Below are 24927 nucleotides of genomic sequence, written 5' to 3'. Positions count from 1 at the left end.
GCACACCCGCGGCCCCGGCGGAGCGCACCCGCGCCCGCCGGGGCCCCGGCGGGCCGGGCGGGCGCACCGACCCCGGCCGTCAGGCGCCGATCCGCACCAGCGCCAGCGTGATGTTGTCCGGTCCACCCGCCTCGATCGCCGCCTTCCAGAGCTCGAACGCCGCCCGCCCGTCGCCCCCTTCGACGTCCGCGCGGCGGCGGGCCAGCAGTTCGGCCAGCTCCTCCTCCGGGACCGGGTCGGTGAGGCCGTCGCTGCAGACCAGGTAGCGGTCGCCGGCCGCGAGCGGGGCGCTGCGCACGTGCGGTTCGACGAAGGTCGGGCCGAACGACCCGCCGAGGCTCTGGGTGACCATCGTGGTGGTACGGCGCCCGGGCGGCAGGGGCGGGCTGTCGTCCACGCTGACCCGGCGCAGCCCGTCGCCGGCGATCCGGTAGACGCGGCTGTCGCCGACGTTGAAGACCACCGCCCGCTCCGCGAGCAGCACCAGGCCGGCCACCGTCGTCCCCATCGCGGCCAGTTCCGGATCGCCGGCCGCCGCCGCGAACACGGCGCGGTTGCAGGCCTGCAGGGTCTCCCGGACGGCCTCCTCACCGTCCAGGACGGGGCCGGCCGCGGCCAGCTCCCGTGCCACCAGCGCGCTCGCCACCTCGCCGCCGGGGTGCCCGCCGAGGCCGTCCGCCACCGCGACCACGCACGGCACGCCGAGCGGGAACAGCAGGGTCTGCGGATTGGTGGTCACGGTCGCGCAGAGTGTCCACGGCCCGATCGTGAGGCTGTCCTCGTTGCGCTCCCGCACCAGGCCCTCGTGGCTCAGGGCGCTCACCGCGATGTAGGCCGCCATCGGCTCGCCGCCCTTCCGGAGGTCCGGGCCGGCCGTCCTTGCCCTCCCATTGTCGCGCGCCGCAGCTCCGGCGGCCCGCCGTCCGGCCACCCGTGCCCTCCGGCGACTGCCCGGACCGGGCCCGCCCCGGGCAGCCCGCCGGCCGTCGCGGGCACCGCCGCGACGGTGCCCGCGATCGGCCCTTCTCCCTTGCGGCGCGCGGACCTTGATGGCGGGACGGCCCGACCCGTACGCTGGCCGCCGTTCCCGGGGGAGCCGCCGACCGCCCACGCGGGCCGCAGGCGGCGGGCGGCAAGCTTGTGCGCGGAGCCGTGAGCGACGCCCGCCCGTTCCCGCCTCGCCCGGAAGCCGTGCCCTGATGCTCGAAGTCAGCCTGTCCGCCGTGCCGGACCTGCTCCCGTTCTTCCTCGTGTTCGCCCTGCTGCTGGTGCCGCTCGCCCGGTGGCAGGGCGGCCGCCGGAAGCTCCCGCCCGCGGCCACGGTGCTCTGGGCCCTGGGCGGGGCGGGCGTCCTGGCCGTCACCCTGACCCCGATCGCGGGCGCCCACCCGGCGCCGAGCTGCGCGTACGGTCCGGGCGCCTGGCAGGACGCGCTCGGCCCGCAGGGGTCGCTGAACGCCGCGCTCTTCGGGGTGCCCGCCTTCTTCGCCGTCCTGGCCCTGCGCCGCCCCTTCGCGGTGGCCGCCGGCGCGGTGGTGGCCTCCGCCGCGCTGGAGACCGCGCAGGCCCTGCTCCGCACCGGACGGGCCTGCGACGCGGCCGACCTGCTGGCCAACGCGGCCGGCGCGCTGCTGGGCGTCGTGCTGGCGGCCGGCTGGCTGGCGCTGCGCCGGACCGGGCTGCGTTCCCCGCTGCTGCGGGACGCCCTCGGCGGCCTCGGCCTCGGGGCGGCCGGACTGGCGGCGGTCGCGGTGGTGCTGCAGATCGCCGTCCCGGTCCACCGGGACCTCGGCGCCCGGACCTCCGCCGCCGGTGCGGGGTCGGTCCCGGCCGGGGACGGCGGTCTCGCGCTGGCGAGCGCGCTGACCGCCCGGCTGTACGGCCCGCGGGCCCGGGTGCTGACCACGTCCGCGCTCCCGGCGCCGCGCTTCGCGGTCACCACCGACGCGGGCAGCTTCCGGACCGACTGGCCGGCGGGGCGACTGCTCTCCTTCACCGCCTCGCCGGGCGCCGCCGACGGCGTCCCGGGCCCGGACGGCGCGGTGCCGGTCGTGCCGGTCGGATCCGAGGAACAGGTGGCGGCGGGTGCGCGGTTCGCGGCCGAGTGGTTCGCCGACCTGACCGCCTCGGTGGCGCCGACGGTCACCCCGAGCGGGGCCGACGGAGCCTCGCGCACGCTCCGCTACCACCGCACCGGCCCGGACGGCGCGCCACAGGCCCCCGGGGTGGAGATCACCGTGGACGCGGCCGGGCGGGTCACCGCCGCCACCGCGGTCCGCTGAGCGCCCTCCTCCTGCGCGCCCGCCCGCCCACGCCCGCCCACGCACGCCCGGAAGCCCGGGCACCGGCGTGCCGCGCCCGGCCGTGCGCGCGGGGAACAGGGGCTGTGCACGCTCCCGGAATAACCCCGGACCGCCCGGTGCTAAGGTGGTTGAAACTTTGACGATCGGATCCTGAAGCCGGGATTCACCAGGAGTGTGGTGAGCAGCATGCAGTTCGGAATCTTCACCGTCGGCGACGTGACCCCCGACCCCACCACCGGCCGCACCCCGACCGAGCACGAGCGGATCAAGGCGATGGTGGCCATCGCGCGCAAGGCCGAGGAGGTCGGCCTGGACGTCTTCGCGACCGGCGAGCACCACAACCCGCCGTTCGTGCCGTCCTCGCCGACGACCATGCTCGGCTACATCGCCGCGCAGACCGAGCGCATCATCCTCTCCACCTCGACCACGCTGATCACCACCAACGACCCGGTGAAGATCGCCGAGGACTTCGCGATGCTCCAGCACCTCGCCGAGGGCCGGGTGGACGTCATGATGGGCCGCGGCAACACCGGCCCGGTCTACCCGTGGTTCGGCAAGGACATCCGCCAGGGCATCCCGCTCGCCGTGGAGAACTACGCGCTGCTGCACCAGCTGTGGCGCGAGGAGGTCGTCGACTGGTCGGGCCGCTTCCGGACCCCGCTGCAGTCCTTCACCGCCACCCCGCGTCCGCTGGACGGCGTCCCGCCGTTCGTGTGGCACGGCTCGATCCGCAGCCCGGAGATCGCCGAGCAGGCCGCCTACTACGGTGACGGCTTCTTCGCGAACAACATCTTCTGGCCCAAGGAGCACTTCCAGAAGCTGATCGAGCTCTACCGCACGCGCTACGCCCACTACGGTCACGGCACGCCCGAGCAGGCGTACGTCGGCCTGGGCGGGCAGGTCTTCATGCGGAAGAACTCGCAGGACGCGGTGCGCGAGTTCCGGCCGTACTTCGACAACGCTCCGGTGTACGGGCACGGGCCGTCGCTGGAGGAGTTCACCGAGCAGACGCCGCTCACCGTCGGCAGCCCGCAGGAGGTCATCGAGAAGACGCTGACCTTCCGCGAGTCCTTCGGCGACTACCAGCGCCAGCTGTTCCTGATGGACCACGCCGGCCTGCCGCTGAAGACCGTGCTGGAGCAGCTGGACCTGCTCGGCGAGGAGGTCGTGCCGGTGCTGCGCGAGGAGTTCGCCAAGGGGCGGCCGGCCGACGTCCCGGACGGGCCGACGCACGCGGCCCGGGTGGCCGCGGCTGCGGCCCAGGAGCTCGTGGAGGTGTCCGAATGAGCACGTTCAAGCTGGTCGTGGTCAGTGCCGGGCTCAGCAAGCCGTCGTCGACCCGCCTGCTGGCGGACCGGCTCGCCGACGCGACGGTGCGCCGGCTCGGCGGCGCCGCCGAGGTGACGGTGATCGAGCTGCGCGACCTCGCCACCGACATCGCGCACAACTTCGTGACCGGGTTCCCGGGCGCGGCGCTGCGCGGGGCGATCGAGGCGGTGACGCACGCGGACGGCGTGATCGCCGTCACGCCGATCTTCACCGCCTCCTACAGCGGCCTGTTCAAGTCCTTCTTCGACGTCATCGACCACGACGCGCTCGCGGGCAAGCCGGTGCTGATCGCCGCCACCGGCGGCACCCCCCGGCACTCGCTCGCCCTCGAGCACGCCGTCCGGCCGCTCTTCGCCTACCTGCGGTCGGTCGTCGTCCCCACCGCGGTCTACGCGGCCACCGACGACTTCGGCGCGACGGGGGACCGGCACACCGGCGGGCTGGCGGGTCGGATCGACCGGGCGGCGGAGGAGCTGGCGGCGCTGCTGGCCGGGCGCGGCCCGGCCGCCGCGGAGCAGCCGGCGGCCGTGGTGCCGTTCGCCGAGCAGCTGGCGGCCCTGCGGGCCTGAGCGCCCGCGGGCGGTGTGCGGCGCGGCGGCGGCGCGGCGGCGCAGGAGGCACGGAAGGGGCGGGTCGGAAACGGCCCGCCCCTTCGTCATGCCCGCCCGGCGGCCTCGCGCGCGTCGTACGCCGCCCGCGCCGCGCGATCACCCGCCCACGCCCCCGCGATCACCCGCCCGTGCGGCCCGATCACCCGCCCACGCCGCCGCGATCACCCGCCCGTGCGGCCCGAGCGGCCGACCCGTGGCCGCTCGGCGCGCCCGAATGTCCGCTCTGCGGTGTAATCGTACGGATGATCAGATCTCCGCTGCTTCGCTGCGCCCTGCCCTCCCGGGAGTCCTGAGGTGGAGTCCGAGCCCGTCCCGTCCGCGTCCCCCCTGCTGCCCGAGCCCGCCCCGCCGTCCGGCGCGACCGGCGGGCCTGCGCCTGCACCGCCCCCGCAACCGCAGGACGTCCTGACCCCGCTCACCGGCGCCGCCGTCTTCCTGGTGCTGACCATCGACCCCGGGGGCGAGCGGGCGGTCCGCGACCTGCTGCCCGACCTGGCCGGCCTGCGCCGCTCGGTCGGCTTCAGGGCCCCGGACGGCGGGCTGGCCTGCGTCGCCGGGATCGGCTCGGACGCCTGGGACCGGCTCTTCGCCGGCCCCAGGCCTGCCGAGCTCCACCCCTTCCGCGAGCTGGTCGGCCCCCGCCACCGGGCCCCCGCTACGCCGGGCGACCTGTTGCTCCACCTGCGGGCCGCCCGGATGGACCTCTGCTTCGAACTGGCCGGCCTGCTCACCGGGCGGCTCGCCGGCGCCGCCACCGTCGTGGACTCGGCCGAGGGCTTTCGCTACTTCGACAACCGCGACCTGCTCGGCTTCGTCGACGGCACCGAGAACCCCGAGGGCCGGGCGGCCGCGGCGGCCGTGACCGTGGGCGCGGAGGACCCGGCCTTCGCCGGCGGCAGCTACGTCATCGTGCAGAAGTACCTGCACGACCTGGACGCCTGGAACGCCCTCACGGTGGAGCAGCAGGAGCTGGCCGTCGGCCGCACCAAGCTGACCGACGTGGAGCTGCCCGACGCGGTGAAGCCGCCGGACTCGCACGTCGCGCTGACCGGTGTGACCGGCCCGGACGGCGAGGAGCTGCAGATCATGCGCTTCAACATGCCGTTCGGCTCCTTCGCCGAGGGCGGCGAGTTCGGGACGTACTTCATCGGCTACGCCGCCACCCCCGCGGTGACCGAGGAGATGCTGCGCAACATGTTCCTCGGGCGCCCGCCGGGCGGGCACGACCGGTTGCTCGACTTCTCCACGGCCGTCACCGGCTCGCTCTTCCACGTGCCGACCGCCGACTTCCTGGCCGACCCGCCTCCCGCACCGCCGTCCGCGTCCGCGTCCGCGCCCGTGTCCGAGTCCAGGGCCGGAGCCCGGGCCGCGGACGCGCCGACCGGCGCTCCCGCCGAGATCCCCGCCACCGCCTCCGACGGCTCGCTCGCCATCGGCAGTCTGAAGAGGACCCCCGCACGATGAGCAACCTCCACCGCGACCTGGCCCCCGTGTCCGCCGCCGCCTGGGCGGAGATCGAGGAGGAGGCCCGGCAGACCTTCACGCTCCACGTGGCGGGCCGCCGGGTGGTCGACCTGAGCGGCCCCGAGGGCGCCACCCTCGCCGCCGTCGGCACCGGCCACCTGACCCGGATCGACCCGCCCGCCGAGGGCGTCCTCGCGCACGCCCGCGACGCCCGGCCGGTGGTCGAGCTGCGGGTGCCGTTCACCGTGAGCCGCGCGGCCGTCGACGACGTGGAGCGCGGTTCCCGCGACTCCGACTGGCAACCGGTGAAGGACGCGGCGCGCACCCTCGCCCTGGCCGAGGACCGCACGATCTTCGAGGGCTACCCGGCCGCCGCCGTCGAGGGCATCCGCGCCGGTGCGAGCAACCCGCCGATCCCGCTGCCCGACGACGTCCGCGCCTACCCGACCACGGTCAGCCAGGCCCTCACCGCGCTGCGCCTGGCCGGTGTCGGCGGTCCGTACTCGTTGTTGCTCGGCGCCGACGCCTTCACCGCGGTCAGCGAGACCAGCGACCACGGCTACCCCGTGGCCGCCCACATCGCCCGCCTCCTCGACGGCGAGATCATCTGGGCCCCGGCGATCGAGGGCGCCTACCTCCTCTCCGCCCGGGGCGGCGACTTCGAGCTCCTCCTCGGCCAGGACGTCTCGGTCGGCTACCTCTCGCACGACGCCGAGTCGGTCTCCCTCTACCTCCAGGAGTCGCTGACCTTCCGCCTCTACACCGCCGAGGCCGCCGTCGTGCTCGGTGATCGGTGAACGAACGACCGAAGGGTACTGAGTTCCTTTACGCGGGGTACTCAGTACCGTATTGTCTCCGGTAGGCCTCTGACGCCAGTCGAAGAGAGCCGACACGGCATGCCGGTCCAGGTGGCGCCCCGGGCGCGCGGGCAGCGGCCGGACCGGGTTTGGCACTCAGTACCCTCGGCATGACCCGAGGCCCATGGACCAGCGCACCCGTATCAGGAGAACCGCTCATGAGCTTGAGGATCGTTGTCTGTGTGAAGTACGTGCCGGACGCGACGGGTGACCGTCGGTTCGCGGACGACCACACCACCGACCGGGAGGGCGTGGACGGCCTTCTGTCGGAGCTGGACGAGTACGGCGTGGAGCAGGCGCTGCGGATCGCGGAGGCGCACGGCGACGCCGAGGTGACGGTGCTGACGGTCGGGCCGGACGACGCGAAGGACGCGCTGCGCAAGGCGCTGTCGATGGGTGCGGACAAGGCCGTGCACGTGAACGACGACGACATCCACGGCACGGACGTGATCGGGACGTCGGCGATCGTGGCGAAGGCGCTGGAGAAGACCGGGTTCGACCTGGTGGTCGGCGGCATGGCGTCGACGGACGGGTCGATGGGTGTGCTGCCGGCGCTGCTGGCGGAGCGGCTGGGTGTGCCGCAGGTGACGCTGCTGTCGGAGGTGTCGGTCGAGGGCGGTGTGGTCAAGGGCCGGCGCGACGGTGACGCGGCGACGGAGCTGGTGGAGGCTCCGCTGCCGGCGGTGGTCTCGGTGACGGACCAGTCGGGCGAGGCCCGGTACCCGTCGTTCAAGGGGATCATGGCGGCGAAGAAGAAGCCGGTGCAGTCCCTGGACCTGGACGACCTGGGCATCGAGGCGGACGAGGTCGGTCTGGCGGGTGCCTGGACGGCGGTGGAGTCGGTGGCGGCGCGTCCGGCGCGCACCGCGGGCACGGTCGTCAAGGACGAGGGCGAGGGCGGCAAGCAGCTCGCCGCGTTCCTCGCCGACCAGAAGTTCATCTGAGCCGCTCGCCCGAACCCCCCACCCCCAGCCCACAGCGAAGTACGGAGACATTGAGCAATGGCTGAGATTCTCGTCCTGGTGGACCACGCCGACGGCGCGGTCCGCAAGCCGGCCCTGGAGCTGCTGACCCTGGCCCGCCGGATCGGCGAGCCGTCGGCCGTCGTCCTGGGCGCCGGTGCGGCCGCGGCCGACATCGCCGCCAAGGCCGCCGAGTTCGGCGCCGCGAAGGTGTACGTCGCCGACGGCGCCGAGTTCGCCGACCAGCTGGTCGTCCCCAAGGTCGACGCGCTGGCCCAGATCGCCGCGGCCGCCGAGGCCGCCGCGGTGCTGGTCACCTCCTCCGGCGAGGGCAAGGAGGTCGCCGCCCGCGTCGCGCTGCGTCTCGGCTCCGGCATCATCACCGACGCCGTCGACGTCCGCGCCGGCGACCAGGGCCCGGTCGCCACCCAGTCGGTGTTCGCCGCCTCCTACACCGTCGACTCGCGGGTCAGCACCGGCGTGCCCGTCATCACGGTCAAGCCGAACGCCGTCGCCCCCGAGGCCGCCCCGGCGGCCGGCGCGGTCGAGAACGTCACCGTCGCGTTCACCGGCAACGCCGCCAAGGTCACCTCGCGCACCCCGCGCGTCTCCACCGGCCGCCCCGAGCTGACCGAGGCCGCCATCGTGGTCTCCGGCGGCCGCGGCGTCGGTGCCGCCGAGGGCTTCGGCGTGGTCGAGGAGCTCGCCGACGCGCTCGGCGCGGCCGTCGGTGCCTCGCGCGCCGCCGTCGACGCCGGTTGGTACCCGCACACCAACCAGGTCGGCCAGACCGGCAAGCAGGTCTCCCCGCAGCTGTACGTGGCCAACGGCATCTCCGGCGCCATCCAGCACCGGGCCGGCATGCAGACCTCGAAGACCATCGTGGCCGTCAACAAGGACCCCGAGGCCCCGATCTTCGAGCTGGCCGACTACGGCGTGGTCGGCGACCTCTTCGAGGTCCTGCCGCAGCTCACCGGCGAGGTGAAGGCCCGCAAGGCCTGACCGACACGCACGCCGTCCCCGCCGGGGGCGGACGCCGGAGGGCGTGGCACCGGGTACCCGGTGCCACGCCCTCCGGCGTTCCTGCGGCCCGGGGCCTACTCGGCGAAGGCCGCCAGGTGCTGGGTGAAGCCGCCCTGGTTCGGCGGCAGCGGGCGCGGCTCGGCTGGCTGGACCTGCTCCGGCTCGTCCTGCGGCAGCAGCGTCAGCTCCGGCTGGTCGGTGTCGGCGGAGGGCGTGAGCCGGACCCTGGTGCCCACCGGCACGGTGCTGCGCAGCCCGTTGACGATGCACCAGACGTCGAACCCCTCGGCCATCCGGATCAGCGACTTCTGCCGCGCCAGCGGCGTACGGGCCTGCTCCACGGCGCACCGGCGCACGACGCCGGTGCCCTCGCTGCGCTCCAGCCGCAGGTCGGTGGAGCCGCAGGTGGGGCAGAGCAGCCGCTGGAAGGTCGGGTTGCTGCACCAGGCGCAGCGCTGGAAGTACAGCGGAGTGCCCTCGGTGGCGGCGTCGATGGCTGAGTGGACCACGGTGTCATCTCCCTGCGCTCGGACCGGCTTCGGCAGAAAGAGGATAGGGAACTCAGTGCCGCCATGTGAAGGCACTGAGTTCCCTTTTTGCTGCGCCCATGCATAATGAAGGGTACTGAGTACCGTCGTGAAACAGGAGTGCCGATCATGAGCCAGGACTTCGATCTCTTCCGGATCTCCGAGGAGCACGAGATGCTCCGTGAGGCGGTGCGTTCGCTGGCCGAGGCGAAGATCGCTCCGTTCGCGGCGGAGGTGGACGAGCAGGGTCGGTTCCCGCAGGAGGCGTTGGACGCGTTGCAGGGCAATGACCTGCACGCGGTGCACGTGCCGGAGGAGTTCGGTGGTGCGGGGGCGGACGCGCTGGCGACGGTGATCGTGATCGAGGAGGTGGCGCGGGTGTGCGCCTCGTCGTCGTTGATCCCGGCGGTGAACAAGCTGGGTTCGCTGCCGGTGCAGCTGTCGGGGTCGGAGGAGTTGAAGGCGAAGTACCTGGGGGCGCTGGCCCGGGGTGAGGGGATGTTCTCGTACTGCCTGTCGGAGCCGGAGGCGGGTTCGGACGCGGCGGGGATGAAGACCCGGGCGGTGCGGGACGGGGACTTCTGGGTGTTGAACGGGGTGAAGCGGTGGATCACCAATGCCGGGGTGTCGGAGTTCTACACGGTGATGGCGGTGACGGATCCGCAGGCCCGGTCGAGGGGGATCTCGGCGTTCGTGGTGGAGAAGGGCGATGCGGGGGTGTCGTTCGGGGCGCCGGAGAGGAAGTTGGGGATCAAGGGGTCGCCGACGCGTGAGGTGTACTTCGACAACGTGCGGATTCCGGCGGACCGGATGATCGGTGCGGAGGGGACGGGGTTCGCGACGGCGATGCGGACGCTGGACCACACGCGGGTGACGATCGCGGCGCAGGCGTTGGGGATCGCGCAGGGGGCGTTGGACTACGCGAAGGGCTATGTGCGGGAGCGCAAGCAGTTCGGGAAGCCGATCGGGGACTTCCAGGGGGTGCAGTTCATGCTGGCGGACATGGCGATGAAGCTGGAGGCGGCGCGGCAGCTGACGTACGCGGCGGCGGCGAGGTCGCAGCGTTCGGACGGGGACCTGACGTTCTTCGGGGCGGCGGCGAAGTGCTTCGCGTCGGACGCGGCGATGGAGATCACGACGGACGCGGTGCAGTTGCTGGGCGGGTACGGGTACACCCGGGACTACCCGCTGGAGCGGATGATGCGGGACGCGAAGATCACGCAGATCTACGAGGGCACCAACCAGATCCAGCGCATCGTGATGGCCCGCAACCTGCCGTAGGGCGGTACCGCACGCCAGTCCGGCTGTTCGAGGCCGATGCTATGTTCCGGGAATGAGCGAGAAGGAAGAGCAGGACCAGCCCATGAACGACGGGCCGCCGAAGCCGGCGATGCGTGAGGCGCTGGTCGCCGCCGCCTTCGAGCTCTTCCTGGAACGCGGCTTCGAACAGACCACCATCGACGACATCGTCTCCCTGGCCGGGGTCGGCCGGCGCTCCTTCTTCCGGTACTTCCCGGCCAAGGAGGACGTGGTCTTCCCCGACCACGAGCGCAGCCTGGCCGAGATGACCGAGTTCCTGGAGTCCGGCAGCGGCGAGGAGGACCCGGTGCGGCACGCCTGCGGCGCCGCCCGGCTCGTCCTGCGGATGTACGCCGAGCAGCCGTCCTTCTCGGTGCAGCGCTACCGCCTCACCCGCAAGGTGCCCGGCCTGCGCGCGTACGAGCTGTCGGTGGTCTGGCGCTACGAGCACACGCTCGCGCACTACCTGCGCGGCCGGTTCGCCGACCGGCCGGACGGCGCGCTGCGCGCCGACGTGATCGCCGCCGCGGTGGTCTCCGCGCACAACCACGCGCTGCGCACCTGGCTGCGCTCGGGCGGCGAGAGCGACTGGGTCGCCGAGGTGGACACCGCCATGGCCTTCGTCACCGGCACCTGGAGCGACCGGCCCGCCGAGGCCGCACCGGAGACCGGGGCGGCGGACGACGTCGTGGTGCTGGTCGCCAGCCGGCGGGCCCCGCTCTGGCGGATGGTGCAGGGCATCGAGAGCGCCCTGGGCGACACCCGCCGGGTACCCGGGGCGACGCAGGACACCCGGCCCGCCGCGCAGGCCTGACGCCCGGTCCCGCCGGGGCGCGCACCACCGCGTACGCGCGGCTCTCCGGGCGTTCCCGGAGGAGGCCGCCCCTCCCGGCGGCTCACCTCGCAGCCTCGCAGCAGCTCCGTCGGCAGGGCCTGCGGTCCGGTAGGTCCGTTCGGCGGACAGGCGGTGAACATCAGTCGATTCCCGCATGGCCGGGCCCGCCGGTGCGGCATAACGGAGGGGTTCCGCACCACGGAGGGGGCTCCCGGGCCACCGGGGCCCACCGGACCGGCCGAAGGACCTCACCCATGCCCCTGAAGAACTACGGCGTGCTCGCCGCCACCGCCGTCGACCGCCGCCGCGAAGGCGCCACCGACACCCCGCACTACCAGATCCACCTGCGTGACGCGCACGGCACCGACTACCGGGCGGCGGTCAACGTCCAGTCGCAGCAGGCCCCCTCGGACCTGCTCTACGTCGTCGTCGACGACTTCAGACACCCGCTCACCGCGCAGCTCCCGGACGCCGGCAGCGGCTGGACCGACCTCTCCTCGAAGCCGGGCACGGCGAGCCTGGACTTCATCCGCGGCAACCTCTTCGACCCGGCCGCCCTGCGCACCCTGCCGCCCGACCTGCCCGGCGCCGACAACGACCTGGCCGACCTGCTCGACCACTACGTGCAGCGGGCCATCGCCGACCCCGCCGCCGTGTACCTGATCGGCCAGCGCTTCGGCCCCGAGCCGACGGTCCCCGACAAGGTCTTCGGCTTCCTGCCGGGCAACGGCGTCCACGACGTCCACATGAACCAGGGCAACAGCGGCCGCTTCCGCTCCGACGACGGCGTCTTCCAGGACGGCGGTCTGCTGATCCACCTGCCCGCCGAGGACCGCTGGGTCGCGGTCTTCCTCGCCTTCCAGTCCCAGGCGTGGCACACCGACGACGTCACCGGCCACACGCTGCCGGGCACTGCGCCCCGGCCGACCGACCCGACCGGCCAGGACGCCCCGCTGCGCATCGTCGCCGCCGTGGTCAACCCGGTGGGCCCGGCGCCCGAGGACGAGACCGTCACCGTGCTCAACACGTCGGCGGCCCCGGTCGACCTGACCGGCTGGCACCTCGCCGACCGGGCCAAGCACCGGCTCGCGCTGCCCGCCGGCCCGCTGGAGGCCGGCGCCACGCTCGTCGTGCACGGCGGCAACGGCTTCGAACTCGGCAATCACGGCGGGTCGATCACCCTGCTCGATCCCAGCGGCCTCAAGGTCCACGGTGTCGCGTACACCGCCCGCCAGGCGGCCGCCGAGGGGCGGACGATCACCTTCTGAGGGTCCCTCCCCGGCCTGTGGCCGCGCGGCCCGGCCGCCGCGGGTGTCCCTCGTCCGAGTGACACCCGGATTCATCCGCCGCGGCCGGGGCAACCTCGCCCCGTGACCACCTCCACGCCCCGCCGCCGCCGGCGCCGCCGCCCGCCCACCCCGGCCCCGGCCGCCGCCCCCCGCACGGCCGTCGCGCCGTCGCCACCCTCCCGGCAAGCGGTCGCCCCGCCGCCCCGCTGCTGCGACGCCGCCACCACCGAGCACCGCGCCCTCGGCGGCACCGTCATCCGCACCCGCCACCACCGCCCGGCCTGCCCGGTCTGGGCTGCCCGCTGACGCCCCGCCGCCTCCCACGGCGGCGGACCGGTCCCGAGCCACAGCCCCGAGCAGCCGGCAGGGCCGTGCAGGGCCGGGCAGGCCGTGAAAACGACGAATCCCCTCGGCGCTCCTGGGAGCCCCGAGGGGATGTCATCTGTGTCCGAGGGGGGACTTGAACCCCCACGCCCGATAAAGGGCACTAGCACCTCAAGCTAGCGCGTCTGCCATTCCGCCACCCGGACCGGGTGTTGTCTCTTCGGCCTCGTCGGCCGCGCTGACAGATGTAACTGTAGCAAAGATCGGCTTGTGGTCCCAAAACGCCTCCGGGCGGGGGAGCCGGGCCGGTGGCCGGGGGCGGGGTCGATCCGTGGCGGGGGTGTGACCAGCGGGTTTCCCCCGGTTTCCGCAGGATGTGCGGGGTGGATCCGGCCAGGGGGCTGGGGGAGGATGGGCGGACGTGCTCGTACGGCCCGGGTGCAGGTCCCGGGGGTGGCGCGCTGGTGCGTCGGTGCGGGCCAGAGACGAGGAGTGACCGTGAGCGAGCGGAGCGAGTCGACGACGGGGCGGGCTGCGGCGCCGAAGGTGACGGCTGAGTCGGAGGTCGCCGAGATCTGCCGCGATCTGATCCGGATCGACACCAGCAACTACGGCGACGGCTCCGGCCCGGGGGAGCGGAAGGCCGCCGAGTACGTGGCCGAGCAGCTCGCGGAGTTCGGCCTCGAACCGCAGATCTTCGAGTCGGCCAAGGGACGCGCCTCGACCGTGGTCCGGATCGAGGGCGAGGACCGGTCGCGTCCGGGCCTGCTGATCCACGGGCACACCGACGTGGTGCCGGCCAACGCGGCGGACTGGACGTACGACCCGTTCGCCGGGGAGATCGCCGACGGCTGCGTCTGGGGGCGCGGCGCGGTCGACATGAAGGACATGGACGCGATGACGCTGGCCGTCGTCCGCGACCGGCTGCGCACCGGGCGCAAGCCCCCGCGCGACCTGGTGCTGGCCTTCCTGGCGGACGAGGAGGCCGGTGGCACGTTCGGCGCGCGCTTCCTGGTGGACAAGCACCCCGGGCTGTTCGAGGGCGTGACCGAGGCGATCGGCGAGGTCGGCGGCTTCTCCTTCACCGTGAACGACCGGGCCCGGCTCTACCTGATCGAGACGGCCGAGAAGGGCATGCACTGGATGCGGCTCACGGTCGAGGGCCGGGCCGGGCACGGGTCGATGGAGAACGACGACAACGCCATCACCGAGCTGTGCGAGGCGGTCGCCCGGCTCGGGCGCCACCAGTTCCCGCTGCGGATCACCAAGACGGTCCGCGCGTTCCTGGACGAGCTGTCCGACGCCCTCGGCGTCGAGCTCGACCCGGAGAACATGGACGAGACCCTGCGCGTCCTCGGCGGCATCGCCAAGATGATCGGCACCACGCTGCGCAACACCGCCCAGCCGACCATGCTCGGCGCCGGTTACAAGGTCAACGTGATCCCCGGCCAGGCGACCGCGCACGTGGACGGACGCTTCCTGCCCGGCTACGAGGAGGAGTTCCTGGCCGAGCTGGACAGCGTGCTCGGCCCGCGGGTGAAGCGGGAGAGCGTGCACTCGGACAAGGCGATCGAGACCAGCTTCGACGGCGCCCTGGTCGAGGCGATGCAGACCGCGCTGCGGGCCGAGGACCCGATCGCTCGCGCGGTGCCCTACTGCCTCTCCGGGGGGACGGACGCCAAGTCCTTCCAGGACCTCGGCATCCGCTGCTTCGGGTTCGCGCCGCTGCAGCTCCCGCCGGAGCTGGACTTCGCCGGGATGTTCCACGGCGTGGACGAGCGGGTGCCCGTGGACGGGCTGAAGTTCGGCGTCCGGGTGCTGGACCGGTTCATCGACGCCTGCTGAGACGTCGCCCGCGGCCCGCTCCCGGAGTGCCGGGGGCGGGCCGTCCGCATTGTCGGAGCTAATGATTTGGGACGGCGGAACAGAGATCGAGAGAAACGATTCTCCCGGGGATCCAGCTTCGAGCGTATGTGCGCACCTTCACCGTTGCGGGTGAATGGGGAATCCGGTCCGTACCCCGTTTGCCACACCCTCGTTCATTCCTGTGCAGCCCGCCGAACGGGTTGCGTTGTCCATACAGGAGGAATGATGAAGGTCAAGAAGATCGCCGCCGTCACCGCCGTCACCAGTGGTCTGGTGCTGGCCGCCGCCGGTGTCGCGTCCGCTCACGGCGGTGCCGCCGCCGAGGGTGTGGCCGCGGGCTCCCCGGGCGTCGTCGCGGGCAACCAGGTGCAGATCCCCGTGCACATCCCCGTGAACGTCTGCGGCAACACCGTCAGCGTGATCGGCGTGCTGAACCCGGCGTTCGGCAACCACTGCGCCAACTTCTGAGCCGCGCACGAGGCGCGCCGCTCCCCGGGCGCCCGCGGAATCCCGCCGGGCGCCGTTGAGCGCGGGGTTGACCTCCCGGCCGGCTGACCGGCCGGTTGTCGGGTCGACTCGCTTGGCCCCCGGGTGGCGGACGCGCCGCACCGGGGGCGCTTGTCTGTTCGAGGCCGGTCGATGAAGTCGCTCGATCGGGTGAAGCTGGTTCGTTCGGCTCAACCCGGCCGCAGGCGCTTCGTTAAGCCTGTGCACTCAAAGGCCGGGCCAGTTATTCGGAAATTCCGACTTTCGGTAGGTCTTACCTCGTCTCGATACGTCAGGGGAATATATGAGGAATGTAGCCAAGAAGGGGCTCCTCACGGTCGTGGCCACCGGCAGCGTCCTGGCCTCGACCGCCGGCTACGCCCACGCGGGTGCGGAGGCGCAGGGCGGGGCTGCCGGGTCGCCGGGTGTGGCCTCCGGGAACTCGGTGCAGGTGCCGGTCGAGGTGCCGATCAACGCCTGCGGCAACACCGCCGACGTCGTCGGGGTGCTCAATCCGGCCTACGGCAACCGCTGCGCCAACATCGACGGCCGGGCCGGCGGCGGTCACGAGGGCGGTCACGAGGGCGGGCACGGCGGCGGCAAGAGCGCAGCCTCCGGTTCCTCCGCCTCCGGGACGGCGGCCGGTTCGCCGGGCGTGGCCTCCGGCAACAGCGTCCAGGCGCCGGTCCACGTGCCGGTGAACGCCTGCGGCAACTCGGTGAACGTGGTCGGCGTCGGCAACCCGGCCTTCGGGAACACCTGCGCGAACGAGGGCACCCCGGCCCCCAACCCGCCGGGCAAGCCCGCGGACGACTGCCCGGAGGAGCACGGCACCCCCAGCCCGCCGCCGCCCACCCACTCGACCCCGGCCACTCCGACCACGCCGCCGTCGCAGTCCCCCGGCGGTGGTGAGACCACCCCGGGCAACCCGCGGACGGGCGGCCCGTCCACCGCGCCGGCCACCCCGGCGGTCACCCCGAGCAGCCAGGCCGTCCCGGCCGCGGCCCACACCGCGAGCCCCGCGGCGGTCGCGCCGGAGGCCACCGGGAGCCAGCTGGCCTCGACCGGCGCGGGCGGCACCGAGCTGCTCGGTGCGGCCGGCGTCGCCCTGCTGGTCGGAGGCGGCGTCCTGTACCGGCGGGCCCGCGCCGGAGTGCGCTGAGCCGCTGAGGCCGCCCGGGCCGGCTGGAGGAGCCGGCCCGGGCGGCGGTGAACGCCGCGCGCCCGCGGCCGTCGTCTGGTCCGACGGCCGCGGGCGCGCGCGTTCGGCGGGTGCTCAGCGGTCGGTGCGGCCGGGCCGACCTCGACGCCTGCGGCGTGGGGTGAGTGCGGCCCGGGTGGTGGGGGCGAGGCCCGTCACCAGCTCCGCACCTGGCGGATGATCCGGCGGCGCAGCCGCACCGTCCGGCTGCCGTCCGGGAACAGCCTCAGCCGGTCCAGCTCCCAATGCCCGTACTCGGCATGGTCGGTGAGCAGTTGGCGGGCCGCGTTGCGTGAGGTGCCGCGCGGCATGCGCAGCGACTGGTACTCGTACTCCGGCTGCCGGACGGGCTTCGCTGGGGTCAAGACGCTCCTCCTGAAGGACACCTGGAGGCAAGCCTACGGCCTGCCTCCGACAACGGGCCCGGGTATTTTCGGCCGGGCTCGCGCGCCGGCCGCGGCACGGTCCCACCCGCAGCCCGGCCGGAGCGATGACACGGCATCAGATCCGTTTCTCCTGCTGACGGAATACCCGGATCACGGTGCGCCAAGCGGCACCCGGCCGGCCCGGCCGTGCCACCGCGCGGCGGCGGGGGTGCCCGGGGTGCTGACAGGTGCGGGGTGTGCCGAGGGGGCCGTGCGCGGGGCGTGCGCGGGCACAGAACCACCCGGATCGGACATCGGGGCGGAAGTTGCGGTGAAATCGCGGGTGTAGGTGACAACCACTGTGCGTACCGACACCGCGGGGAGATAGCGTCTGCACCATGTCTGATGCCGCGCAGCCCACCCTTGCCGAGGTACGCGCCGCCGCCGAGGCGGTCAAGGCCGCCATCGACCGTCATCTGGAAGCGGTGTCAAGCCCCAGCACGGCGGATGATCCCGCCGTGTTCGCCGCCTACGAGCAGCTCGCGACGGCGGCCATCGCGTACGACCAACTCCTCTACGAGGCCTACGACGAGGTCACCCCCTTCGAGGTGCCCGGAGACGAGGGCCCGGGCGGGTTCCAGGGCCCCGAACAGCCCGAGGCGATCAGCGTGCTGATCCGTCGCGACTACCACGTGGTGGACCCGAAGCGGCTGCGCGCCCAGGCCGAGCGGCTGGACGACTCGCTGACCCCCGGCGGGGGCGAGACCGGCGGCGTGAACGCGGCGATCGGCGTGCTGTTCGGCGAGTACGAACCGGACGAGATCGCCGCCCGGAGCGAGGAGTTCGGTCTGGAGGAGGCGGACTCGACGCTCTGGGTCGCCGCGGCCGAGCCGAGCGAGCCGGGGGAGTGGCTGCCGGAGCCCTTCGAGCACGCCGATCCGCGGCTGCTGATCTGCCGGTTCGACGTCAGCGAGGTCTACGACGACGAGGACCTCGACGACTGAGCGCAGCCCGGGGCGGCGGCGGGACCTCGTCCCGCCGCCGCCCCGCGCCGTTCGCGGCCGCCTCCGAGGCGTTCGGCGGGCAGTGCGCCCGGCGGCCCCGGGGCCGCCGGGCCGCTTCCGCGGGCGCATGGTTTCGGCCGTTCCGCTCCGTGCGAGCGGGGCGCACGCGGCGGCGCGGGAACCCGGGGCCCTCGGCGCCCCGCGGCGGAGGTCAGGGTGCCGCGGCGAAGTCCACGTTCTTGGTCTCGGCGGTCCCGGCGGTGCGCCCGGGCGCCCGCTGGGTGGACCAGTACATGTTGGTGTGCGCGATGACCTGCGCCGGCGCCGGCGCGCCCCAGGCGGTCAGGTCCTCCGTCGTGTGCGCGTCGCTGACCAGCAGCGCGTCGTAACCGCGGGCGAGCGCGCCGTGGAGGGTCGAGCGGACGCAGAAGTCCGTCTGCGCGCCGCAGACGACGAGGCGCCCGGCCCCGAGGGCCGCGAGCTCGGCCTCCAGCGAGGTGGCCTCGAAGGAGTCGCGGAAGAGCTTCTCCACGATCGCCTCCCCCGCGGCGGGCACCAGCTCGGGCACGATCTGCCAGCCGTCGCTGCCGAGGACCAGCTCCTCGTCGGAGTGCCGGACCCAGACGACCGGCACCTGCTCCTGCCGGGCCCGGTCCACCAGGGCGGCGATGTTGGCGACGACGGTGTCGCGCTCGTACGCAGCCGCGACGACGTCGTTCTGCACGTCGATGACGAGCAGGGCCGTGCGGGGCCGGTTCTCCAGAGTGGTCATGCTCTCCCCTTGCCTGGACTTCGCTGGTCTTGCCTGGTCTTGCCTGGCTGCGCTTCGTGCGCCGGGCGGCCCCTGCTCCGGGGGCCCGGGCCGCAGCTTAGGCCTTGTCCGGTCGATCCTGCCGGGAGCCCGACGCCGGGCATCCGCTGCCCCAGCCCTCGGTCGCGGTGCCCCCGTCCGGACACACACCTGAAGCGGGCGAGTACGCCCGGCGCGACGACGATCCGGGCGCACGCCCGCCCGGGCGCGCAGTGGCGGCACCTCCCGGCCGAGGGCTGGGGAGCCGCGCGCCGATCCGACGGGATCGACCGGACACCACCTGGCACCCGGGCGCCGACGGCGGGTCGGGTGGGCTGCCCCGCCGTCGGCGCCCGGGGTGGGACGGGGCAGCCGTCAGTAGGTCTGCGCGGCGTTCTCGGCCAGGATGGCGCGCAGCCGGGTGGTCCGGGGCGGGGCCGGGCGCTCGGCGACGGCCTGCGGCAGGGCCGGTCCGGCGGCGTGGACCACCGAGAGGTGGCGCTCGGCGCGGCCGAACGCGGTGTAGACCCACTGCCGGGTCAGTGCCGCGCCCGCGTCGCCCGGCACCACCACGACGGCGCCCGGCCAGCGGCGACCGACCGCCTGGTGGACGGTCAGCGCCCAGCCGTGTCGCAGCCGGGCGGCCTCGGCGGGCGGGACGGTGCGGCGGGTGCCGTCCGCGTACTCCAGGTGCAGGCCGGCGGCGTCGCCGTCGAGGACGCGCGCCGGGCGAGTGGTGCCGGGGGCCGGCGAGTCCACCACCCGGTCGCCCGGGTCGAAGCCGCCGAAGCGGCCCGGGCCGGGGTTGAGCCGGGCCTTGGCGGCCGCGTTGAGCGCCCGGGTGCCGGCGGCGCCACCGTGGCCGGCGGTGAGCAGCACCACCTGCTCGGCGGGGATGCCGAGCGCGCGCGGGATCGAGTCGGTGAGCAGCTGGATCGCCCGGTGGACGGCCTCGGCGCCGTCCTTGGCGGTCAGGATGACCACCTCCTTGTCCGGCGCCTCGACCGGCTGGAGCTCGCCGATGCCGACGCCCGAGACCAGCTCGCCGATGGGACCGAAGTCCGGGGTCCGGGAGGCGACCGCGGGGCAGACCTTGGCGGTCAGCAGGTCGGCGAAGAACCGGCCGGGGCCGGCGGACCAGAGCTGGCCCGGGTCGCCGCTGAGGACCAGCCGGGTGCCGTCGGCAAGGGATTCCAGCAGGGTCGCGGCCAGCTCGACGTCCAGGAGCGGGGCGTCCAGGACGACCAGCAGGTCCAGCGCGAGCGTGCCGTCCGGGGAGCGCCCTGGGCCGGCCGTACCGGCCAGCAGCTCGGCGACGGTGACGACCTGCAGCGGGCCGTCGGCGAGCGCGGCGAGGCTGTCCCGGCCCTGGTCGGTCCAGGTGGCGGCCCAGGCGCGGAGCCCCAGGCCGGCGGCGGCTCGTACCAGCGCGGCCGGCTCGGCCCGGGCGGCCTCGCCGCCGGTGTGGGTGATCAGGGGGTGCGCGGCGGCGGCCCGGATCAGGGCGGTGGCGGAGGTGGTGGGCGCCGCGGCGGCGGCCGCCTCCCAGGCCGAGGGCCCGGGGTCGGCCGGCGCGGTGGGCTCGGCGCTGTCGGCGGTGGCGGTGCCCTCGGTGGCGCCGGTGTCCACGTCGGCCTCGGCCTCGGCCTCGGCCGTCGCCGTCCCGCCCTCGCTCCCGCCCTCGCTCCCGCCCTCGCTCCCGCCCTCGCTCCCGCCCTCGCTCCCGCTCACGGTCTCGTCCCGGTCCTCGCCGGGGACGAAGGTCGACATCAGCCGGACCAGGCCGTCCGCGAGGCTCTCCTCCGCCAGGGCGAGCCGCTCCAGTGCGAGGACGGTACGGGTCGGCGGCTCGTCCTCGTCGCCGCCCGCCGCGTGGGCCTCGGGGCCGGTGAGCTCCTCCTGGAACGGCATCGCCCGGCCGTCGAGCACGGCGGCCTGCAGGGCCGCGCCGGCGTCGGGCAGGCCGAGGCGGTCGAGACCGGCCGTCACCTCGCCGATCTCGACGGCGGAGTGGCCGCGCAGGGCGGACTGCTCCAGCAGCCACGGCACCAGCGCCTGGGCCCGGCGCTGGTCGCCCGGACCGGCGGCGGGCCCGAGCAGGCCGCGTGCGAAGCCGTCCGCGTGCTCGGGGCGGACGCCGGGCAGGGACAGCACGGCCCACGGGTCCGCGCGCAGCTGTTCGGCGGCGCCGTCGCCGAACGCGGCCACGGCGGCGGGCGCGAGGTCCGTGGGCGCGCCGCCGGCGGCCAGCACCTCGGCGGTGTCCTCGAGCGCCTGCGCGCGCTGCTCGTCGGTCTGGGCCAGGACCGGGGCCGGCCTGGCGGCGGGAGCCGGCGCCGAGGCGCCCGCGTCCCCGGCCGGAGCGTCCTGGCCGCCCGGAGCCCCGTGGTCGGCCTGCGCGCCCGGAGCCTCGGCCTCGGCCGCGCGGTCACCCTCGGGGCTCGGCCGCGGGGACTGCGGCTTCCGCGGTGCCCGGTCGCCGTCCTGCTGTCCGATGGTCCGGATCCGCTCGGCCAGGGCGGCCACCGCGGCGGCCTTCTCGGCGCCGGAGAGAGCGCCGCCGGATCCGCCGCCGGGGGCCCCGGCCGCGTCGGGGGCAGTCGAGTTCTCCTCCGAAGCGCTGTTCTCCGTGGCACTCATCGTTCGCTCCAAGAAAGGTCACTCCACTGCTGGGCGCCGGCCGGCGCCGGTCGCGGGGCAGCCGTGGGCTGCCGGCGCGCCGGGGTGCCGTCGGCATGGTCGGGTCGGTCCGGCCGCTGCGGGCGGCGGCACCGGTCGGTCGGTCGGGCTGGTCGGCCGGGCGGGTCAGGTCACGTCGTGTCCGGTCGTTCTGCCCGGGTCGGTAGTGGTCGGGTCGGGTCGGTCGGGTCGGTCGGGTCGTTCAGGGGCAGATCGGGCACCCGCACCACGGGCCGGCGCGCGCCTACAGCTCGCTCCACCCCTCGTCCGGGTAGCGGTGGACCGGCGCCGAGATGTCGTCGAGCGCACCGCGGATCTCACCCGGAAGGGTAAGCGCCTCCACTGACAGCGCCGCCTGCAGCTGCCCGACCGTCCGCGCCCCGACCAGCGCCGAGGCGACCCCGGGCCGGTCCCGCACCCAGGCGAGTGCCACGGCGAGCGGGCTGCTGGCCAGGCCGTCGGCGGCGGTGGCGACCGCGTCCACGATCCGGCGCGAGCGCTCCCCGAGGTACGGCTGGACGAAGCCGGAGAGGTACGGCGAGGCGCCGCGCGAGTCCTGCGGGACGCCGTGCCGGTACTTCCCGGTGAGCACGCCGCGCCCGAGCGGCGACGAGGCGAGCAGACCCACCCCGGCGTCCCGGGCGGCCGGCAGGGCCTCCCGTTCGATGCCGCGCTGGAGCAGCGAGTACTCCAGCTGCGCGCCGGCCAGCGGCACCCGCCCGTGGTGGGCGCGCTGCCAGGTGGCGGCCTGGGCGAGCTGCCAGCCGCTGTAGTCGCAGACCCCGACGTACCGGGCGCGCCCGGAGGCGACGGCGATGTCCAGGGCGCTGAGGGTCTCCTCGGCCGGGGTCGCCGGGTCGAAGGCGTGCACCTGCCAGAGGTCGACGTAGTCGGTGCCGAGCCGGCGCAGCGAGGCGTCCAGCGCCGCGAGCAGGTGGCCGCGCGAGCCGTCGAAGCGGCGGCCGGACTCCGGGACGCTGCCCGCCTTGGTGGCGATCACCAGCTCGGAGCGGGGGATCAGGCTGTCGGTGAGCCGGGAGAGCAGGTACTCGGCGCCGCCGTCCGCGTACACGTCGGCGGTGTCGACCAGGTTGCCGCCGGCGTCGACGAACTCCTTGAGCTGCTCCGCGGCCTCGTGCTCGTCGGTGTCCCGGCCCCAGGTCATGGTGCCGAGGCCGAGCCGGGAGACCTGCAGCCCGGTACGGCCGAGGTGACGCTTTTCCATCGGACGGGTCCCTTCGCTGGCCGGGACGGCGGGCCGTCGGGGGGACCGGCCCGCCCGGCGAACGCGCAGGTGGGGACAGGCGTCCCCACGTCGGCTGAGCGTAGCGGCCGGGGCCCGGGCTGGTGTGCAGACCCGCAGGACGATCACTGCGCGCCGGGCCACACCTACCGGCCAGTAGCGTGACCGCCGCGAGCACGGCTACCCTCGCGAGCAACCCGACTGGAAGGCATGGCAGATGCGACTCGGTATCAACCTCGGCTACTGGGGACTCGGCATGGACGCCGACAACGTCGCCGTCGCGCAGGAGGCCGACCGGCTCGGCTACTCGGTCTGCTGGGCCGCCGAGGCCTACGGCTCGGACGCCGCCACCGTGCTCTCCTTCGTCGCCGCCCGGACGGAGCGGATCGACGTCGGCTCCGCGATCTTCCAGATCCCGGCCCGGACGCCGGCCATGACCGCGATGACCGCCGCCACCCTGGACACCCTCTCCGGCGGTCGGTTCCGGCTCGGCCTCGGCGTCTCCGGCCCGCAGGTCTCCGAGGGCTGGTACGGGGTGAAGTTCGACAAGCCGCTGGCCCGCACCCGCGAGTACGTGGAGATCATCCGCAAGGCGATGTCGCGCGAGCGGCTGGTCCACGAGGGGGAGCACTGGACCCTGCCGCTGCCGGGAGGTCCGGGCAAGCCGATCAAGCTGACCGTCCACCCGGTGCGCGAGCACATCCCGCTGTACATCGCGGCGATCGGCCCGAAGAACCTGGAGCAGACCGGCGAGATCGCCGACGGCTGGCTGGGCATCTTCTTCTCGCCCGAGCACGCCGCGCTCTCGCTCGACCCGCTGAAGGCCGGCCGGGCGAAGGCCGGGCAGGGCCTGGACGGCTTCGACCTCTGCCCGACCGTGAACATCGCCGTCGGCGAGGACACCAAGGCCGGCGCCGACGCGCTGCGCTCCTACGCGGCGCTCTACATCGGGGGCATGGGCAGCCGGGAGAAGAACTTCTACAACCAGCTCGCCCGGCGGATGGGCTACGAGCAGGCGGCGGACGAGATCCAGGAGAAGTACCTGGCCAAGGACTACGCGGGTGCCGCGGCCGCCGTTCCGCACGACCTGATCGACGCCACCTCGCTGCTCGGCGACACCGCGCGGATCGCCGACCGGATGCAGGCCTACGCCGACGCGGGCGTCACCACGCTCACCCTGGCGCCGGCCGGCTTCACGCTGGAGGAGCGGGTGCTCGCGCTGCGCACCGGCGTCGAGGCCCTGGAGCGCGCCGGGCTCGCCTGACCGGGAGGGACGCCCCGCGGGGCCCGGGCCGTGCGAACGGGGTCCGGCCCCGCGGGGGTTCCGGCCCCGCCGGGCCCGGGCCCGGCGCCGGCCCGGCCCCTACAGCCAGTCGTGGCGCTTGAACACCCGGTGCAGCGCCACGCAGACCAGCACCATCAGCGCCACCGCCGCCGGGTACCCCCATGGCTGGTGCAGCTCCGGCATGTGCTCGAAGTTCATGCCGTACACGCCCGCGATCATGGTCGGTACCGCGGCCAGCGCCGCCCACGCCGAGATCTTCCGCATGTCGTTGTTCTGCTGGACGCTGACCTGTGCCAGGTTGGCGCTCAGGATGTCCGACAGCAGCCGGTCCATGGCGTCCACCTGGTCGTTGGCCCGGGCCAGGTGGTCGGCGACCGCCCGCAGGTACGGCAGCGCCTCGGGGCGGACGAACGGCACGCCGCCGCCCTCCAGCCGCAGCATCGGCTCCAGCAGCGGGCCGGTGGCCCGGCGGACGGCCACCAGCTGGCGCTTGTAGCCGTAGATCCGGCCGGCCGTGTCGCGGCCGACCCGGCCGGGGGCGAACACGTCCGCCTCCAGCTCGTCCAGGTCCGCCTGGAGGCCGACCGCCACGTCCACGTACCCGTCCACGACCGCGTCGCAGACCGCGTGCAGGACGGCGCTCGGCCCGTACTTCAGCACCTCCGGCTGCTGCTCCAGCTCGGTCCGCAGCTCGCCGAGCGGGCTGTCGGCGCCGTGGCGGACCGTCATCACGAAGTCCTCGCCGACGAAGACCATCACCTCGCCGCCGGTCACCGCGTGGCCGCCGGGGTGGTAGCCCAGCGTCTTGAGCGCCACGAACAGCGAGCCCTGGTAGGCCTCCACCTTCGGGCGCTGGTGCGCGCGGACCGCGTCCTCCACCGCCAGCGGGTGCAGGCCGAACTCCCGGCCCACCTGCTCCAGTTCCTCGGCGCTCGGCTCGAAGAGGCCTATCCACACGAAGGAGCCCCGGCCGGCCGCGCGCGCGGCGGCGAGGGCGCCGGCGTGGCCCTCGGGGCACTCGGTCCGGCGGCCGTCGCGGTAGATTGCGCAATGGACGATCACGCGGGCCATTGTGGCCCCTCCGCGGCCGGGACGGCAGGACCTACTCCCGGCCCGGGGCCGGAAGCCGCCACTCCCGGAGGCCCTGAGCCGCCACCCGCGAGGCCCTGAGCCGCCACCCCGGAG

The 24927-nt window shown here is 74.5% G+C and carries 23 protein-coding genes and 1 tRNA gene; 16 read left to right on the top strand and 8 right to left on the bottom strand.

The genetic code is table 11. The features are described from left to right. Nucleotides 1–79: 79 nt before the first annotated feature. On the bottom strand, nucleotides 80–841 hold the full coding sequence (locus tag MCM47_RS00665; protein WP_238739953.1) for a PP2C family serine/threonine-protein phosphatase: 762 nt from the start codon (nucleotides 839–841) through the stop codon (nucleotides 80–82). Nucleotides 842–1199: 358 nt separating this feature from the next. Here MCM47_RS00665 and MCM47_RS00660 point away from each other — a divergent pair, with 358 nt between their 5' ends. The 7 genes from MCM47_RS00660 (at nucleotide 1200) to MCM47_RS00630 (ending at nucleotide 8528) form a co-directional block, all read left to right on the top strand. After that, on the top strand, nucleotides 1200–2282 hold the full coding sequence (locus MCM47_RS00660) for a VanZ family protein (RefSeq protein ID WP_238739952.1): 1083 nt from the start codon (nucleotides 1200–1202) through the stop codon (nucleotides 2280–2282). Between the two features lie 207 nt (nucleotides 2283–2489). Then, nucleotides 2490–3590, top strand: coding sequence for an LLM class flavin-dependent oxidoreductase (locus tag MCM47_RS00655; protein WP_238741420.1), 1101 nt, complete (start codon nucleotides 2490–2492; stop codon nucleotides 3588–3590). Continuing rightward, nucleotides 3587–4201, top strand: a complete 615-nt coding sequence (locus tag MCM47_RS00650) for an FMN reductase (protein ID WP_238739951.1) — start codon at nucleotides 3587–3589, stop codon at nucleotides 4199–4201. The genes MCM47_RS00655 and MCM47_RS00650 overlap by 4 nt, the downstream gene beginning before the upstream one ends. A 447-nt stretch (nucleotides 4202–4648) precedes the next feature. Then, nucleotides 4649–5707 carry a Dyp-type peroxidase gene (locus tag MCM47_RS00645; RefSeq protein WP_238741417.1) on the top strand — a complete coding sequence of 353 codons (1059 nt, stop codon included), beginning with the start codon at nucleotides 4649–4651 and terminating at the stop codon, nucleotides 5705–5707. Then, nucleotides 5704–6504: a family 1 encapsulin nanocompartment shell protein gene (locus MCM47_RS00640; RefSeq protein ID WP_238739950.1), complete on the top strand. Its 801-nt coding sequence runs from the start codon at nucleotides 5704–5706 to the stop codon at nucleotides 6502–6504. Before MCM47_RS00645 ends, MCM47_RS00640 begins: the two co-directional genes overlap by 4 nt. Nucleotides 6505–6722: 218 nt before the next feature. Continuing rightward, entirely contained in the window at nucleotides 6723–7508 is a 786-nt protein-coding gene (locus MCM47_RS00635; protein WP_238739949.1) for an electron transfer flavoprotein subunit beta/FixA family protein, read from the top strand. A 57-nt stretch (nucleotides 7509–7565) separates the two neighbouring features. Further along, nucleotides 7566–8528 (top strand): electron transfer flavoprotein subunit alpha/FixB family protein, encoded by a 963-nt coding sequence (locus tag MCM47_RS00630; protein ID WP_238739948.1) that lies wholly within the window; start codon nucleotides 7566–7568, stop codon nucleotides 8526–8528. Nucleotides 8529–8623: 95 nt separating this feature from the next. On the opposite strand, the gene MCM47_RS00625 is transcribed toward MCM47_RS00630, so the two are convergent. Next, nucleotides 8624–9058: a hypothetical protein gene (locus tag MCM47_RS00625; protein WP_238739947.1), complete on the bottom strand. Its 435-nt coding sequence runs from the start codon at nucleotides 9056–9058 to the stop codon at nucleotides 8624–8626. Nucleotides 9059–9205: 147 nt separating this feature from the next. On the opposite strand from MCM47_RS00625, the gene MCM47_RS00620 reads away from it, so the two are divergent. The 4 genes from MCM47_RS00620 (at nucleotide 9206) to MCM47_RS00605 (ending at nucleotide 12805) form a co-directional block, all read left to right on the top strand. Next, nucleotides 9206–10357 (top strand): acyl-CoA dehydrogenase family protein, encoded by a 1152-nt coding sequence (locus MCM47_RS00620; RefSeq protein WP_238739946.1) that lies wholly within the window; start codon nucleotides 9206–9208, stop codon nucleotides 10355–10357. A gap of 52 nt (nucleotides 10358–10409) precedes the next feature. Beyond that, entirely contained in the window at nucleotides 10410–11189 is a 780-nt protein-coding gene (locus tag MCM47_RS00615; RefSeq protein ID WP_374209040.1) for a TetR family transcriptional regulator, read from the top strand. 275 nt (nucleotides 11190–11464) lie between these two features. Further along, complete coding sequence (locus tag MCM47_RS00610) at nucleotides 11465–12478, top strand: DUF2278 family protein (protein ID WP_238739945.1); 1014 nt, start codon at nucleotides 11465–11467, stop codon at nucleotides 12476–12478. Between the two features lie 102 nt (nucleotides 12479–12580). Further along, complete coding sequence (locus MCM47_RS00605) at nucleotides 12581–12805, top strand: hypothetical protein (RefSeq protein ID WP_238739944.1); 225 nt, start codon at nucleotides 12581–12583, stop codon at nucleotides 12803–12805. Nucleotides 12806–12944: 139 nt separating this feature from the next. Here MCM47_RS00605 and MCM47_RS00600 read toward each other — a convergent pair. Beyond that, nucleotides 12945–13029, bottom strand: a tRNA-Leu gene (locus MCM47_RS00600). Nucleotides 13030–13321: 292 nt separating this feature from the next. Here MCM47_RS00600 and MCM47_RS00595 point away from each other — a divergent pair. The 3 genes from MCM47_RS00595 to MCM47_RS42470 all read left to right on the top strand — a co-directional run bounded on the left by MCM47_RS00595 (nucleotide 13322) and on the right by MCM47_RS42470 (nucleotide 16337). Beyond that, on the top strand, nucleotides 13322–14668 hold the full coding sequence (locus MCM47_RS00595; protein WP_374209039.1) for a M20/M25/M40 family metallo-hydrolase: 1347 nt from the start codon (nucleotides 13322–13324) through the stop codon (nucleotides 14666–14668). 243 nt (nucleotides 14669–14911) lie between these two features. After that, nucleotides 14912–15157: a chaplin gene (locus MCM47_RS00590; RefSeq protein WP_238739943.1), complete on the top strand. Its 246-nt coding sequence runs from the start codon at nucleotides 14912–14914 to the stop codon at nucleotides 15155–15157. Nucleotides 15158–15479: 322 nt separating this feature from the next. Beyond that, nucleotides 15480–16337: a chaplin gene (locus tag MCM47_RS42470; protein WP_238739942.1), complete on the top strand. Its 858-nt coding sequence runs from the start codon at nucleotides 15480–15482 to the stop codon at nucleotides 16335–16337. Between the two features lie 194 nt (nucleotides 16338–16531). Here MCM47_RS42470 and MCM47_RS00580 read toward each other — a convergent pair whose 3' ends face one another. Then, nucleotides 16532–16741 carry a DUF5703 family protein gene (locus tag MCM47_RS00580; RefSeq protein WP_255751555.1) on the bottom strand — a complete coding sequence of 70 codons (210 nt, stop codon included), beginning with the start codon at nucleotides 16739–16741 and terminating at the stop codon, nucleotides 16532–16534. Nucleotides 16742–17139: 398 nt separating this feature from the next. Here MCM47_RS00580 and MCM47_RS00575 point away from each other — a divergent pair, with 398 nt between their 5' ends. After that, the gene (locus MCM47_RS00575) at nucleotides 17140–17745 is read left to right on the top strand and encodes a hypothetical protein (RefSeq protein ID WP_238739941.1); all 606 of its coding nucleotides are present in this window, start codon (nucleotides 17140–17142) and stop codon (nucleotides 17743–17745) included. A 211-nt stretch (nucleotides 17746–17956) separates the two neighbouring features. Here MCM47_RS00575 and MCM47_RS00570 read toward each other — a convergent pair whose 3' ends face one another. The 3 genes from MCM47_RS00570 to MCM47_RS00560 form a co-directional block, all read right to left on the bottom strand. Next, nucleotides 17957–18517 carry a cysteine hydrolase family protein gene (locus tag MCM47_RS00570; RefSeq protein ID WP_238739940.1) on the bottom strand — a complete coding sequence of 187 codons (561 nt, stop codon included), beginning with the start codon at nucleotides 18515–18517 and terminating at the stop codon, nucleotides 17957–17959. Between the two features lie 393 nt (nucleotides 18518–18910). Further along, nucleotides 18911–21175, bottom strand: coding sequence for an ATP-binding domain-containing protein (locus MCM47_RS00565; protein WP_238739939.1), 2265 nt, complete (start codon nucleotides 21173–21175; stop codon nucleotides 18911–18913). Between the two features lie 283 nt (nucleotides 21176–21458). Next, nucleotides 21459–22439, bottom strand: a complete 981-nt coding sequence (locus tag MCM47_RS00560) for an aldo/keto reductase (protein WP_238739938.1) — start codon at nucleotides 22437–22439, stop codon at nucleotides 21459–21461. Nucleotides 22440–22674: 235 nt separating this feature from the next. Here MCM47_RS00560 and MCM47_RS00555 point away from each other — a divergent pair, with 235 nt between their 5' ends. After that, on the top strand, nucleotides 22675–23721 hold the full coding sequence (locus MCM47_RS00555; protein ID WP_238739937.1) for an LLM class F420-dependent oxidoreductase: 1047 nt from the start codon (nucleotides 22675–22677) through the stop codon (nucleotides 23719–23721). Between the two features lie 99 nt (nucleotides 23722–23820). On the opposite strand, the gene MCM47_RS00550 is transcribed toward MCM47_RS00555, so the two are convergent. Continuing rightward, the gene (locus MCM47_RS00550; protein WP_238739936.1) at nucleotides 23821–24813 is read right to left on the bottom strand and encodes a magnesium and cobalt transport protein CorA; all 993 of its coding nucleotides are present in this window, start codon (nucleotides 24811–24813) and stop codon (nucleotides 23821–23823) included. Between the last annotated feature and the right edge of the window lie 114 nt (nucleotides 24814–24927).

This window comes from Kitasatospora sp. A2-31 (assembly GCF_022288725.1).
In the GTDB taxonomy this organism is placed as follows: Bacteria; Actinomycetota; Actinomycetes; order Streptomycetales; family Streptomycetaceae; genus Kitasatospora.
Note: the sequence above shows the minus strand (reverse complement) of the source record. Positions and strands in the feature narration are given on the sequence as shown.

Bases quoted from the DNA above. Each gene is read 5' to 3' on its own strand.
- MCM47_RS00665 (WP_238739953.1), bottom strand. From the start codon at position 841: ATGGCGGCCTACATCGCGGTGAGCGCCCTGAGCCACGAGGGCCTGGTG.
- MCM47_RS00660 (WP_238739952.1), top strand. From the start codon at position 1,200: ATGCTCGAAGTCAGCCTGTCCGCCGTGCCGGACCTGCTCCCGTTCTTC.
- MCM47_RS00655 (WP_238741420.1), top strand. From the start codon at position 2,490: ATGCAGTTCGGAATCTTCACCGTCGGCGACGTGACCCCCGACCCCACC.
- MCM47_RS00650 (WP_238739951.1), top strand. From the start codon at position 3,587: ATGAGCACGTTCAAGCTGGTCGTGGTCAGTGCCGGGCTCAGCAAGCCG.
- MCM47_RS00640 (WP_238739950.1), top strand. From the start codon at position 5,704: ATGAGCAACCTCCACCGCGACCTGGCCCCCGTGTCCGCCGCCGCCTGG.
- MCM47_RS00635 (WP_238739949.1), top strand. From the start codon at position 6,723: ATGAGCTTGAGGATCGTTGTCTGTGTGAAGTACGTGCCGGACGCGACG.
- MCM47_RS00630 (WP_238739948.1), top strand. From the start codon at position 7,566: ATGGCTGAGATTCTCGTCCTGGTGGACCACGCCGACGGCGCGGTCCGC.
- MCM47_RS00620 (WP_238739946.1), top strand. From the start codon at position 9,206: ATGAGCCAGGACTTCGATCTCTTCCGGATCTCCGAGGAGCACGAGATG.
- MCM47_RS00615 (WP_374209040.1), top strand. From the start codon at position 10,410: ATGAGCGAGAAGGAAGAGCAGGACCAGCCCATGAACGACGGGCCGCCG.
- MCM47_RS00610 (WP_238739945.1), top strand. From the start codon at position 11,465: ATGCCCCTGAAGAACTACGGCGTGCTCGCCGCCACCGCCGTCGACCGC.
- MCM47_RS00590 (WP_238739943.1), top strand. From the start codon at position 14,912: ATGATGAAGGTCAAGAAGATCGCCGCCGTCACCGCCGTCACCAGTGGT.
- MCM47_RS42470 (WP_238739942.1), top strand. From the start codon at position 15,480: ATGAGGAATGTAGCCAAGAAGGGGCTCCTCACGGTCGTGGCCACCGGC.
- MCM47_RS00575 (WP_238739941.1), top strand. From the start codon at position 17,140: ATGTCTGATGCCGCGCAGCCCACCCTTGCCGAGGTACGCGCCGCCGCC.
- MCM47_RS00570 (WP_238739940.1), bottom strand. From the start codon at position 18,517: ATGACCACTCTGGAGAACCGGCCCCGCACGGCCCTGCTCGTCATCGAC.
- MCM47_RS00565 (WP_238739939.1), bottom strand. From the start codon at position 21,175: ATGAGTGCCACGGAGAACAGCGCTTCGGAGGAGAACTCGACTGCCCCC.
- MCM47_RS00560 (WP_238739938.1), bottom strand. From the start codon at position 22,439: ATGGAAAAGCGTCACCTCGGCCGTACCGGGCTGCAGGTCTCCCGGCTC.
- MCM47_RS00555 (WP_238739937.1), top strand. From the start codon at position 22,675: ATGCGACTCGGTATCAACCTCGGCTACTGGGGACTCGGCATGGACGCC.
- MCM47_RS00550 (WP_238739936.1), bottom strand. From the start codon at position 24,813: ATGGCCCGCGTGATCGTCCATTGCGCAATCTACCGCGACGGCCGCCGG.